The 12,642-nt window shown below is 69.7% G+C and carries 11 protein-coding genes and 1 pseudogene; 4 read left to right on the forward strand and 8 right to left on the reverse strand.

What is annotated here, in order from left to right; translation table 11 throughout:
• Nucleotides 1-121: 121 nt before the first annotated feature.
• From AB0B85_RS33225 to AB0B85_RS33250, 6 genes are all read right to left on the reverse strand, one after another.
• The gene (locus AB0B85_RS33225) at nt 122-1,387 is read right to left on the reverse strand and encodes a sigma-70 family RNA polymerase sigma factor (RefSeq protein WP_357413696.1); all 1,266 of its coding nucleotides are present in this window, start codon (nt 1,385-1,387) and stop codon (nt 122-124) included.
• 6 nt (nt 1,388-1,393) lie between these two features.
• Complete coding sequence (locus tag AB0B85_RS33230; protein ID WP_357413678.1) at nt 1,394-1,795, reverse strand: YciI family protein; 402 nt, start codon at nt 1,793-1,795, stop codon at nt 1,394-1,396.
• A 94-nt stretch (nt 1,796-1,889) separates the two neighbouring features.
• A complete protein-coding gene (locus AB0B85_RS33235) occupies nt 1,890-4,100 on the reverse strand; it encodes an alpha-galactosidase (RefSeq protein WP_357413680.1) in 2,211 nt (736 codons plus the stop codon).
• The gene (locus AB0B85_RS33240) at nt 4,097-5,011 is read right to left on the reverse strand and encodes a carbohydrate ABC transporter permease (RefSeq protein ID WP_357413682.1); all 915 of its coding nucleotides are present in this window, start codon (nt 5,009-5,011) and stop codon (nt 4,097-4,099) included. Before AB0B85_RS33240 ends, AB0B85_RS33235 begins: the two co-directional genes overlap by 4 nt.
• Complete coding sequence (locus AB0B85_RS33245; RefSeq protein WP_357413684.1) at nt 5,008-5,964, reverse strand: sugar ABC transporter permease; 957 nt, start codon at nt 5,962-5,964, stop codon at nt 5,008-5,010. The genes AB0B85_RS33240 and AB0B85_RS33245 overlap by 4 nt, the downstream gene beginning before the upstream one ends.
• Before the next feature lie 21 nt (nt 5,965-5,985).
• On the reverse strand, nt 5,986-7,314 hold the full coding sequence (locus AB0B85_RS33250; protein WP_357413686.1) for an ABC transporter substrate-binding protein: 1,329 nt from the start codon (nt 7,312-7,314) through the stop codon (nt 5,986-5,988).
• A gap of 282 nt (nt 7,315-7,596) precedes the next feature.
• On the opposite strand from AB0B85_RS33250, the gene AB0B85_RS33255 reads away from it, so the two are divergent.
• Both AB0B85_RS33255 and AB0B85_RS33260 read left to right on the forward strand, forming a co-directional pair.
• Nucleotides 7,597-9,612, forward strand: a complete 2,016-nt coding sequence (locus tag AB0B85_RS33255) for a beta-galactosidase (protein ID WP_357413688.1) — start codon at nt 7,597-7,599, stop codon at nt 9,610-9,612.
• Between the two features lies 1 nt (nt 9,613).
• Nucleotides 9,614-10,390 carry a DeoR/GlpR family DNA-binding transcription regulator gene (locus AB0B85_RS33260; RefSeq protein WP_357413690.1) on the forward strand — a complete coding sequence of 259 codons (777 nt, stop codon included), beginning with the start codon at nt 9,614-9,616 and terminating at the stop codon, nt 10,388-10,390.
• A 67-nt stretch (nt 10,391-10,457) separates the two neighbouring features.
• Here the strand turns inward: AB0B85_RS33260 and AB0B85_RS33265 are convergent, their stop codons facing one another.
• Nucleotides 10,458-11,663, reverse strand: a complete 1,206-nt coding sequence (locus AB0B85_RS33265) for an MFS transporter (protein ID WP_357413692.1) — start codon at nt 11,661-11,663, stop codon at nt 10,458-10,460.
• Between the two features lie 220 nt (nt 11,664-11,883).
• On the reverse strand, nt 11,884-12,120 hold the full coding sequence (locus AB0B85_RS33270; protein WP_357413698.1) for a hypothetical protein: 237 nt from the start codon (nt 12,118-12,120) through the stop codon (nt 11,884-11,886).
• On the opposite strand from AB0B85_RS33270, the pseudogene AB0B85_RS33275 reads away from it, so the two are divergent.
• Both AB0B85_RS33275 and AB0B85_RS33280 read left to right on the forward strand, forming a co-directional pair.
• Nucleotides 12,119-12,292: pseudogene (locus AB0B85_RS33275) on the forward strand (Scr1 family TA system antitoxin-like transcriptional regulator); the annotation flags it as partial. The gene AB0B85_RS33270 and the pseudogene AB0B85_RS33275 sit on opposite strands and share 2 nt — an antisense overlap.
• A complete protein-coding gene (locus AB0B85_RS33280; protein WP_357413694.1) occupies nt 12,289-12,510 on the forward strand; it encodes a DUF397 domain-containing protein in 222 nt (73 codons plus the stop codon). The pseudogene AB0B85_RS33275 and the gene AB0B85_RS33280, both read left to right, overlap by 4 nt.
• The last annotated feature ends 132 nt before the right edge of the window (nt 12,511-12,642 follow it).

Consider the following 12,642-nt stretch of genomic DNA (forward strand, 5'->3'; position numbering starts at 1 on the left):
CCGCGCCCCCGCGCCCCCGCGCCCCCGCGTTCGGCGCCCCGCCCTCGCGCCCCGGCACGGACCCGGCCGACCGCCCCAGCGCCGACCGCGCCCACCACGTGGGTGAAGTCGGGGAGCTCGGTCAGTCGGCTTTGGCTGGCGCGGGTTCGGCGGCGAGTCGCGCGGCCCGCATGATCAGATAGCGCTGTTCGGGCAGGCTGCTCGTGCGGGCGGCGGCGGTCCGGTAGTCGATGATCGCCTGCTCCCGGTCGCCGGCCATCTCGTGCAGGTGGGCCCGGGCGGCGGGCAGCCGGTGGTGCCCGGCCAGTCGGGGGTCGTCGGCCAGCGCGTCGAGGGCGGCGAGGCCGGCCGAGGGTCCGTGCACCATGGCGGTCGCCACGGCCCGGTTGAGCGCCACCACCGGGCTGCCGACGAGCCGTTCGAGCACCTCGTAGAGCGCGAGGATCTGCGGCCAGTCGGTCTGCGTCGTGCTCGGCGCCTCGTCGTGCAGGGCGGCGATGGCGGCCTGCACCTGGTACGGACCGACGGGTCCACGCGGCAGCGCACGGGTGACAAGCGCGACGCCCTCGGCGATCGCCGCCGCGTCCCAGCGGCTGCGGTCCTGGTCGGCCAGCGAGATCAGCTCGCCGGACGGCCCGGTCCGCGCCGGACCACGCGCCTCGGTGAGCAGCATCAACGCCAGCAGCCCTGTCGATTCGCTGTCGTCGGGCAGCAGCGTGTGCAATGCGCGGGTCAGCCGGATCGCCTCCGCCGCGAGGTCGATCCGGCGCAGGGCCGGGCCGGTGGTGCTGGTGTGTCCCTCGGTGAAGACCAGGTAGAGCACCTGCCGCACGCTGGCGAGCCGATCGGCCCGCTCCGCCGGGTCGGGCATCCGGAACGGCAGCCCTGATGCGCGGATGCGCTGCTTGGCCCGGCTGATCCGCTGCGCCATCGTCGACTCGGGCACCAGGAAGGCGCGGGCGATCTCGGCGGTGCTCAGCCCGCCGACGGCGCGCAGGGTCAGGGCCACGGCCGCCGTGGGGGCCAGCGCCGGATGGCAGCAGAGCATCAGCAGGACGAGGGTGTCGTCCCGCTCGGCGGTCAGCTCCTCGTCCGCGGCCGGTGCGTACCGCCGGTCGTCCGGGTCGTGGCGGGCGACCAGGTCCTCCCGGCGGCGCCGGGCCTGCTCACCGCGGACCAGCTCGATCATCCTGCGGTAACCGACCTGGATCAGCCAGCCGCGCGGGTTCGCCGGCAACCCCTCGGCCGGCCACTGGGCGACGGCGGCCAGCAGCGCCTCCTGCACCGCGTCCTCGGCGGTGGCGAAGTCACCGAACCGGCGGGCGAGCACGCCGAGGACCTGCGGCGCCAACTCGCGCAGCAGGTCCTCGACGTGGTGGTCGGTGATCAGTCGTCACAGCTCCGGGGATGGGGCGGACATCAACGGGTGCACCTCGATCGGCATGTTCAGCGGCCGGCCGCCGGGGCCGGGTGCGGTGGAGATGTACCCGGCCAACTCCACCGCCCGCTCCGGGCTGTCGCAGTCGACGATCCAGAAGCCGGCGAGAAATTCCTTCGTCTCGGCGAACGGCCCCTCGGTGACCATCGGCGCTCCGCCCTCACCGGCGCGGACGATCCGGGCCTGCTGCGGGCCGCCGAGGCCCTGCGCGTCGACCCACTCCCCGGCGGCGGTGAGCTTCTCGTTGACCTCGCCCATGAACGCGATGTGCGCCTGGACCTCCGCCGGGGTCCAGGTGTCGATGCTCGGGAAGTCGGCCCCGGCGGCGCTGAACTGCATCAGCAGCATGTACTTCATGGTTGGCTCCTCACGCCTGCGCACCGTCCTCGGTGCTCTCACCCTGAGGTAGAAGCAGCCGGCACCGTTCTCGACACCCCGACCAAAGAATTTTCTAACCGGCCTCGGCGACCTCCAACACCAGGCTCTGTTCCGGGTGCAGTGCGGGCATCTGCAATCCCACCCGGGCCAACGCCGCCCCGGTGAGGACGACGACCCCGGTGGCCAACCAGGCCGGTGGGGACCGGTCGATGGTCGCGGGCATCGGTACCTCCGGGACCGGCCGAACCCGGTAACGGCGTTCCGGGTCCAGGCCCGGTAGCCGGACCGCGCCGGGGGACTGCGTGGCGGAGGTGCTCAGTCGCGCCACCGCGTACACCGCTCGGGTTTTGTCGTGGTCGACCACGCCGTGTGCCCAGACGGCCGGGTCCGGGTGGTCGACCCGGACCACGCGACCGGAGTGCAGCAGTGGGCGCAGCCGCTTGTGCAGCGCCACCCAGGCGGCCAGTTCGGTCTGCTCCGCGGTGCTGATCGAGGCGACGTCCCACTCGATGCCGTGGTGGCCGAAGAGCGCGGTAGCGGCCCGGAAGCTCAGGTCGTGTACGCGGTTGGTGGTGTGCGAGCGCTGCGGGCCGATGTGCGTGCCGGTCAGCTCCGGTGGCAGCAGCAGACTGGTCCAGCGTTGGATGCTGAGACGTTCCAGGGCGTCGTTGCAGTCGCTGGTCCAGACCCGGTCGGTGCGGGCCAGGATGGCCAGGTCCACCCGGGCGCCGCCGGACGAGCAGCTCTCGATCTCCACGCGGGGATGCCGGTGGCGCAACTCGTCGAGCAGCCGGTAGACCGCCAGGGTCTGGCCGTGCACGCCGGGGCGGCCGTGGTGCCCGGCCTCCGTGAGGTCCCGGTTCTGGTCCCACTTGAGGTAGCTGATGCCGGGATGGTCGATGAGCAGCGCGTCGAGGCGGGTCAGCAGGTAGTCGTAGGTTTCCGGGCGGCCCAGGTCGAGCACCTGCTGGTTGCGCCAGGCCGGCGGCAGCCGGCCCGGCACGGCGAGCAGCCAGTCCGGGTGCGCGCGGAACAGGTCGGAGTCGGGGTTGACCATCTCCGGCTCGACCCACAGACCGAACTCCAGGCCCCGTCCGGTCACGTGGTCGATGAGCGGTTGCAGGCCGTCAGGCCAGACGCCCTCGTCGACGTACCAGTCACCGAGGCCGGCGGTGTCGTCACGCCGGCCGCGGAACCACCCGTCGTCGAGGACGAAGCGTTCCACGCCGAGCTGCGCGGCCCGGTCGGCGAGGGCCCGCAGCCGGTCCAGGTCGTGGTCGAAGTAGACCGCCTCCCACACGTTGAGGGTCACCGGGCGGGGGGAGCGCGGGTGCCCGGGTCGAGCCCGCAGGTGGGTGTGCAGCACGTCGCTGAGCCCGTCCAGCCCGGTGTCGGACCAGACCGCGTAGAGCAGGGGAGTGTCGTACGACTCGCCGGGGGCGAGCCGGATCTCGCCGGGGGCCAGCAGTTCGCCGCCGCCGAGCGTCGACTCGCCGGTGGGCCGGCGCTCGGCGAATGTGACGTGGTCGCCGCTCCACGCGGTGTGCACCGCCCACACCTCGCCGTGGCCGAAGCCGAACCCTGCGGTGCCCGCCACCAGCAGCAGCGTGGCGTCGTGCCCGGTCCGGCCGTGCCGACCCTCGCGGACCCAGGCGCCGTGCGGGAACGGGTGCCGCTGCGGGGACCGCTCCCGGCACCACCGACCGGTCAGGTCGAGCAACTCGGTGGCGACCGCCGGCACCGGCACCACCGGGGTCAGCTCCCGCAGCTCGTACGCCGTCTCGCCGTCGTTGCGCAGCCGGTGCCGGACGGTCAGCAGGCCGTGCGGGTCGAGGGTGATCTCACTGGTCAGCGACAGACCGGCGGCCGGGTCCGACGCCAGCACCGTCACCCGCGCGGCGTCCGGGCCGCCGTGCGCACTGTCGGCCGGGAGTACGCCCACCCCCTCCCCGCCCGCGCCCACGCGGCCCGGGTCGGGGCTGCCGTCGCGCACGTCCAACCCGTCGAGGCGGAACGAGGTGGACCAGTCCCGGCCGTCGCGGTGCCCGGCCAGCCCTGGGCGGCCGCTCCAGCCGGCGCTCGCCTCCGGCACCAGGGACAGCACGGGCGGCTCGTCGAAGCTGCTCGGCACCACCGGCGGCACCGTCGCCTCGGTGAGCTGGCGCAGGCCGTCGTCGTCGAGGTCGCCGACGTCGCCGCCCCAGTGCACGATCCGGGGCAACCCCGGGCCCCGCGCGTCGAGCACCAGGCTGGTCCGCGCGCGGCGCAGGTGCAGGATGGTCATCCTTTGGAGGCTCCCAAGGTCAGGCCCCGAACGAAGTGCCGCTGGAGCATAAAGAAGATCACCAGAGTGGGGATCGCGACGAGCACGCTGCCCGCCGAGACCAGGTTGTTGTCGGTGAAGAACTCACCGCGCAGGTTGTTGAGCGAGCTGGTGACGGGAAACTTGTCACCGGTGCGCATCAGCACTGTGGCCCAGAAGAACTCGTTGTAGATCCAGGTCACCTCCAGGGTGGCCAGCGCCGCCAGGGCCGGTCGGCACAGCGGCATGGTGACCTGCCAGTACTGCCGCCAGATGCTGGCTCCGTCGACCATCGCCGCCTCGTACAGGTCGCGGGGCAGCGCCTTCATGTAGTTGCTGAGCACGAAGACGCAGAAGCCACACTGGAAGGCCACGTTGATCAGGATCAGCCCCCAGTAGCTGTCGTAGAGCAGCTCGGAGTCGCTCATGAACTCCGGCAGCGGCACCTCGGTGAACAGCCGGAACAGCGGGATGAGCAGCGCCTGCTGGGGCAGCAGGTTGGCGGCGGTGAACACCCCGAGCAGGACGATGTTGAGCTTCCAGCTGAACCGGGCGATGACGAACGCCACGCAAGAGGCGAGAAGGAGGGTGAGCAGCACCGCCGGCACGGTGATGTACACCGAGTTCAGGAAGTGCTTGCCGAACTCCGCCGTCCGCCAGGCGGTGACGTAGTTGTCGAGGGTCCAGCCGCCGAACGACACGTAACCGTTGGCGGCGGTGTAGTCGTACGAGCGCAGTGAGGTCAGCACCGCCCAGGCGATCGGGAAGAGCCAGGCCAGCGCGACGGCGATGAGGAAGCCGTGCAACAGCAGCCGCGCCGGCGTGAGCTTGCGGCGGCGGTGCGGCCGGTCGGTCTCGTCCGCGCCGCGCCGGGTGGCGGTCGTGGTGCTCATTCCCGGTTCTCCCTCATCACGGTCGCCAGGTAGATGGTGATGAAGACGAGCGAGACGACCAGCATGATCGTCGCCAGCGCCGAGCCGAAGCCGATCCGGCTCGCCTCACCCACCACGTTCTGGGTGACCAGCGCGGAGATCAGCTCCAACCCGTTGCGGCCCTTGTTGACCACCCAGACCAGGTCGAACGCCCGCAGCGACTCGATCACCGTCACCACCAGCACGATGATGTTGATGGGCCGCATGACCGGGAACACCACCCGGAAGAACGTCCGGCGCTCCGAGGCTCCGTCGACCGCCGCGGCCTCCCGCAGGGACGGGTCGACGCCCTTCAGCCCGGCCAGGTAGAGCAGCATGATGTAGCCGACGTGCCGCCAGCCGGAGGCGATCAGGACCGCCCAGATGTTGACGTTCGAGTCGCCGTACCAGTCGACGTTGCTGTTGAACACCGCGTTGATCAGGCCCTGGTCGCGGGAGTAGAGCAGCTGCCAGACGAAGCCGATCAACGCGAGTGAGAGCACCACCGGCAGGTAGAGCGCGGTCTGGTAGAAGCGGCCGCCGCGCAGCTCCTTGTCCAGCAGGACGGCCAGGAACATGCCGAACGGGGTGGCGACCACGAACAGGGCGGCCAGCCAGAGCAGGTTGTGCTGGATCGCCGGCACGAACGGCGGGTAGATGTTCACCACGTCGCTGTAGTTGCGTGCGCCGACGAACTCGATCTCGTTCAACGGGCCGATGCCGTCCCAGTTGGTGCCGGACAGCAGGACGGTCGCGGCGGCCGGCAGCCAGACGAGTCCGGTGACGAGCAGCAGCGGGACGAGCACCATGAGCGTGATGACCACGCGGTCGGTGCGGGACAGGAGCCGTAGCCGCCGGCGACGACCACCCGTGGAGGTGGTCGGGGCCGGCGGCGGCACGGCGCGATCCGATTGGATCAGGGGCAGGTCGGACACGATGTCCTTCCCCTTCCGCCGTCAGTCAGTGAAGATCGACTTCTTCTGGTTCTCGATGGACGCGGTGAGCCCGTCAATGTCCTTGGGGTTCTTGATGAACTGCTGGATCGCCGGGATCATCACTGTGGAGGCGAAGTCCGGTCGGGTGTCCCGGTCGAGGAACTGCGCGATCTCGGTGGCCGAGCCGACCAGTTCGGCGGCCTTCTTCTGCAACGCGGTGTAGCCGGCGACGTCCGCGCCACTGTTGGCGACCAGGACGGCCGGGTCGTTCTTGAGGTTGATGTCCGCGGCGGCCTTGCCACCGAAGTACTCGAGCAGCTTGCGCGCGTTGTCCTCGTTCTTGGGCTTGCGCGCCATCATGTAGCCGTCGATCGGGGCGTCCAGCGCCTTGGCGCCGATGGACGGGTCGATCTCGGGGAAGGTGAAGAAGTCGAGGTCGTCCTGCTCGTCGTTGCTGAACTGCTGACCGACGAAGAGGCCGAGCAGGTACATGCCGCTCTTCTTCTGCTGCAACGACTGCGCGGCCTCCTGCCAGGTGCGGCCGAGGCTGTCCGGCTGGTGCAGGGGGAGCAGGCCGGCCCAGGTGTCGAAGACCTTCTTGACCTTGTCGGAGGTCCAGGCCTCCTTGCCGGCCATCAGGTCGATGTGGAACTGGTAACCGTTGATCCGCAGGTTGAGGATGTCGAAGGTGCCCATCGCCGGCCAGCCGTCCTTGTCGGCGAAGGCGATCGGGGTGAGCCCGTCCTTCTTCATCTGCTCACCGAGCGCGGTGAACTGGTCCAGGGTGGTGGGCACCTGGTAGCCGTGCTGCTGCCAGACCGACTTGCGGTAGAACACCGCCCACGGGTAGTACGTCCCGGGCACGAAGTACTGCTTGCCGTCGTCGCCGGTGGACGCCTTCTTGAAGGCGTCGGAGTAGCCGGAGAGCTTGCTCCACACGTCGCTGACGTCGCCGGCCAGGCCCTTCTGGGCGAAGAAGCGCATCCGGTAGCCGGCGAACCAGGTGAACACGTCGTCCGGCTTGCCCTGCAGGTAGTTGTTGATGTTCTCCTGGAACGTGTTGTGGTCGACAGTGTTGATGGCGACCTGGACCCCGGACGCGGTCTTGAACCCGTCGGTGACCTTGACCATCACGTCCTTGGGCTTGGGGTCGGACTGGTTCGAGCCGAGCGACACGTCCTTGCTGGACCCGCCGGAGCCGGAGTCGTCGCCGCAGCCGGCGAGCAGACCGGTGCCGAGCAGCGCGCCCGTGCCGGCCGCACCAGCCAACAGCGAGCGTCGGTTGATGCCGGCGACGGAGGGCGGTACGAGTCGAGCCAGGTACTCGGCTTGGGATCGGGGACGGGACATCTGTGCCTCCTGCGGATGAAGAGGTGCTGCGCGAAGGGCCGTCAGAGGTGGTCGAAGAGGTCCGGCAACGTGATCACCCATCGGGATCCACCGAGAATCCACATTGGTGAACACGAACGGCCATTGGGGCCTCAAGCTACCCGTCCGTCGACCGCTGTCAAGAGGGCAGTTCACCTTCGATAACCCAGTTGTGATACGGCCGTTACGCGGTAAACGTTGGAAAGTGAATCGATGTTGGAACTTGTTGACTTCAATGCCGTACCGGGTGCACCCTCAGCTCTCATGCGGCAGTGGCACGGGAACGGCATCTATTTCGGCGGCGACTACAACCCCGAGCAGTGGCCCGAGCAGGTCTGGTCCGAGGACGTCGAGCTGATGCGCCGGGCCGGGGTCAACCTGGTCTCGCTCGGCATCTTCTCCTGGGCCCGGCTGGAGCCAACCCCGGGCCGGTTCGAGTTCGACTGGCTGGACCGGGTGCTGGACCTCCTGCACGGCGGAGGAATCCAGGTCGACCTGGCCACCGCCACCGCCAGCCCGCCGCCCTGGCTGGCCCGGGCGTACCCGCAGACGTTGCCCCGCCGCGCCGACGGAGCGATCCTCTGGCCCGGCGGACGACAGGCGTACTGCCCCAGCTCGCCGATCTTCCGTGAGCGGTCACTGGCGTTGGTGCGGGCGGTCGCCGAGCGGTACGCCGAGCACCCCGCCGTGGTGATGTGGCACGTCTCCAACGAGCTGGGCTGCCACAACGTGCACTGCTACTGCGACGTCAGCGCCGAGGCATTCCGGGGCTGGCTGCGGGAGCGCTACGGCGACCTGGACCGGCTCAACGACGCCTGGGGCACCGCGTTCTGGAGCCAGCGCTACGGCGACTGGGCCGAGATCAACCCGCCGCGGACCGCTCCGACCTTCGCCAACCCCACCCAGCAGCTCGACTTCCTGCGCTTCTCCTCCGACGAGCAGCGCGCCCAGCTGCGCGCCGAACGCGAGGTGTTGACGGAGCTGGTCCGCCAGCCGATCACCACCAACTTCATGATCGGCCTGGCCAAGCACATGGACTACCACTCCTGGGCCGACGACGTGGACCTGGTCTCCAACGACCACTACCTCAACGCGGCCGACCCGCGGGCGCACCTCGGGTTGTCGCTCGCCGCGGACCACACCCGGGGCGTCGCCGGCGGTGCTCCGTGGCTGCTGATGGAGCACTCCACGAGCGCTGTCAACTGGCAGCCGCGCAACGTGGCCAAGCTGCCCGGACAACTACGCCGCAACAGTCTGGCGCACGTCGCCCGGGGAGCCGACGGGGTGCTGTTCTTCCAGTGGCGCGCGTCCCGGGCCGGCGCCGAGAAGTTCCACTCCGCGCTGGTGCCGCACGCCGGGCCGGACACCAAGGTGTTCCGCGAGGTCTGCCAACTCGGCGCCGACCTCAAGGCGCTCGCCGAGGTACGCGGCAGCCGAGTCGACGCCGACGTGGCAGTCCTGTTCGACTGGGAGGCGTGGTGGGGAGTCGAGTTGGATTCGCACCCCAGCGCCGACGTGACGTACGCCGACCGGCTGAACGCCCTGTACGGCGCACTGTGGCGGACCGGCGTGACCGCCGACATCGTGCACCCGTCGGCGGACCTCAGCGGCTACCGGCTGGTCCTGGTGCCGACCCTCTACCTGGTCCGGGACGCCGACGCCGAGGCCCTGCACCGGTACGTCGAGGGCGGCGGCACCGTGGCGGTCACCTACTTCAGCGGAGTCGTCGACGAGAACGACCACATCCGCCTCGGCGGCTACCCCGGCGCGTTCCGGGACCTGCTCGGCGTACGCACCGAGGAGTTCTTCCCACTACGCGAGGGCGAGCAGGTCCGCCTCGACGACGGCAGCACCGCCGACGTGTGGACCGAGTGGCTGCACGCCGAGGGCGCGGAGGTGCTCGCGTCGTACACCGATGGGCCCCTGCCGGGCGTGCCGGCGGTGACCCGGCACCGCCTCGGCGACGGCGCCGCCTGGTATGTCGGCACCCGGTTGGACGAGACGGCCACCGACCGGCTGGTGGCCCGGCTCGTCGACGAGGCCGGCGTCCGGCCGGCCGCGCCGGCACCGACCGGCGTGGAGGTGGTACGCCGACGCGACGGCGACCGGAGCTGGCTGTTCGTGCTCAACCACACCGACACCGGGGTACGGCTACCGGCGCACGGCGTCGAGTTGTTGACCGGCGCACCGTGTACCGGTGAGCTGACGGTGCCCGCCGGTGAGGTGGCCGTCGTCCGGGAGGACAGGGTTGATGTCTCCGGTGTGAAGGAGGTTCCCTGAGTTGCTCGCCCAACAACGGCAGACCGCCATCCTCGATCTGATCCGCCAACGTGGCGGCGTGCGGGTGAGTCAGCTCGTCAGCCGGTTCGGCGTGTCCGACATGACGATCCGCCGCGACCTGGAGGTGCTTGCCGAGCGCGGCCTGGTGGACAAGGTGCACGGCGGCGCGACGCTCGCCGGGCCGGGTTCGGCAGAGGAGCCCGGCTTCGCCGCCAAGTCGATCCGGCAGCAGGCGGAGAAACGGGCCATCGCCGAGCGGGCGGCCAGCATGGTGGAGCCGGGGATGGCCATCGCCCTCTCCGCCGGCACCACCACCGCCGGGCTTGCCACCCTGCTCTCCGACGTACGCGGGCTGACAGTGGTCACCAACTCGATCCCGGTGGCCGACGCGCTCTACCAGAACCCGCGCGCCGACCAGACTGTCGTGTTGACCGGCGGCATCCGTACCCCGTCGGACGCCCTGACCGGGCCGGTGGCCGAGGCGGCGATCAGCGCCCTCAACGTCGACCTGCTCTTCCTCGGCGTGCACGGGCTCAGCCCGCGTACCGGTTTCACCACGCCCAACCTGTTGGAGGCCGGAGTCAACAGGTGTCTGATCGGTGCCGCCCGCCGGCTCGTGGTGCTCGCCGACCACACCAAGTGGGAGACCATCGGCATCGCCACCATCGCCCCGTTGGAGGCCGCCGACGTCCTGATCACCGACGCCGGTCTGCCCACCGAGGCCCGCACCACGATCGGCGAACAGGTCGGCGAGCTGGTCGTCGTGGAGGTCGGCTAGGGGCGGGTGCTGCCGGGTGTGTCGTCAAAGGATCCTGATGTCGGATGAAGGAGCGCTGGGGTCCTCTCTACTGCAATCGTGGTGATTCTTTGAGGACACCACTTACGGTGTCCGGTTGGGTGACGGGGACGAGTGTGAGCAGGGCGGCACGGCGAACGGTCACGACGGTGAGGCCGATGGTGGCGCTGACGGCAGCAACGGCGAGTGCCCAGTGAATACCGGCGTGCTGCATGGCCAGACCGGCGAGTGCCGAGCCCAGTGCGACGCCGCCGGCGTTGGCGCTGACCAGCCAGGTGTATGCCTCGGTGAGGGTGCCGGCTGGAGCGAGGTCATCGAGCAGGAGATAGGCCGTGATCATGGTGGGTGCGTAGGCAAGTCCGACGAGCACGAGTAACCCGCCGAGTTGTTCGACCGATCCTGCTGCCGGCAGGGGAGCGACCATAGCCGCGAAAATGCCGGTCAGCCACAGGTAACGGCGGCCAGGGCTGGTCTTCCATCTCGGGGCGCCATAGCACAGTCCGCTCAACATGCTGCCGGCCGACATGATCGCGAGCAGCACGCCGCCAGCCGAGGGCGTGCCCTGGTTCTGGGCGAGAGCGGGTACGGCGACGTTGAGGACCCCGATCACGGCTCCCGTGGAGGCGAGCGTGCATATCAGCAGCCGCATCCCCGGCGCGCTCAAACTTCCCAGCACGCTCGTGCGCTGGCCCGTCCGCCCGCCGGTGGAGCGGGAAGCGGGAGCGGTGACAAAGGCAGCGGTCCCGGCCACAGCCGCGACTCCGGACAGGCCGAGCACCGCAGCGGGTGACGTGACCAATAGCAACAGCGAAGCGGCCAGCGGGCCAGCCACGGAAATCAGGTCCTCAAGAAGTGCCTGCAGTGCGTAGGCAACCGGCAGGTCGTCGTCCGCATCGACGACCACGGGCCACAGCGCCCGCATGGATCCGCCGAGCGTGGAATTCGTCGCACCCATCAGGGCGGCGAGCAGAAACAATACCGGCGCGCCCTGTCGGGTCAGCGCGGCGGAGACAAACCCTGCAAGCGCGCCGGTCTGCAACACGGCGAGGCCGACCAGAACGCGTGACTGTCCCCATCGATCGACGGCCCGCCCGCGAAACGGTGCGCTTGCGGTGGTTCCGATCATCAGCGCTGCCAGAGCCGTCCCGGCTATCGCGTAGGAACCCTGCTGCTGATGAACGAGGAGCACGATGGCTAAAGGACGCATGCCGTTCGGCAGCCGACCGACAACCATGGCTGACACCAAGCGCGGCACTTGACGAGCCTGCAAAACCCGGCGGTAGCGCCCCAAGGCCTTCACGCGGCACCAACTGACGTCATCACGAACCTCCCTGAAGGCACTCAAAAGTGACCTCAGGGCTTTTATCCCGTCAGTTGCGACGCCGGAGTATCCGACGCTGGCACCGCTCGGTCACTGACCTCCCACGCGCCAGCACGGGTGAGAGCGGAACCCTAGGTGCAACATCAACACGCTATCAGGAGCCCAGCCTAGGGATCATCGCCGGGCAGGCAGGCTCCGGCGTGGTCGGCCTGGCGTACGCAACGGCCATGAGGCGGTCGCAGAACACCCAATGCCGTACGTCCTGCGTATCCTCGGCCGAGACGGTGGTGCCGCCGACGTCGACCTGCGGCATCGAGGCCAGCACGCGAGCAAGCGTCCGGGCCAGGTCCAGGGCCCCAGCCAGGTCGTCGACCACCACCGGCAGATGAATGCCAGCTCCGTATCCCGACGTGGCCCACGCCGAAACCCTCGGCGGTCGCCTGTTACTCGAGTCGGGCAGAGCTCTTCGGTACGTCCGCGCGTACGATCGCCTGAGGGAGGCCGCACTCAGCGTGAGCGAGTCGGCGAAGCTGATAACAGCACTCGCGGAGGAGCTGTCATGAGCGAGTCCATGCCTAACGTGGCCTGGCACGTCAGCACCAGAAGCCCGGACAATGGCGGCAATTGCGTCGAGGCGGGGCCGGTGCTGGATGGGTCTGGTCGGGTGGCGGTACGCGACAGCAAGGACCGCGCGGCGGCCACACTCGTCTACGGCGCCGCCGGGTGGACCGCGTTCGTCGCCGGGGTGAAGGACGGCGCCTTCGCCCGCACCCAACCCTGATCGACTCGGCTTTCTGGAAACCGGGGTGTCCCGGTCAAGGCGGTTTCAAGTGGCGGTTGCAACCAGGTGTTTGTGGAGTACCTCGGCTGGATTTTGCCAGTCGAGGGTTTGGCGTGGTCGTCCGTTGAGTTC

It is taken from the genome of Micromonospora sp. NPDC049044, from assembly GCF_040649215.1.
Classification (GTDB): domain Bacteria; phylum Actinomycetota; class Actinomycetes; order Mycobacteriales; family Micromonosporaceae; genus Micromonospora.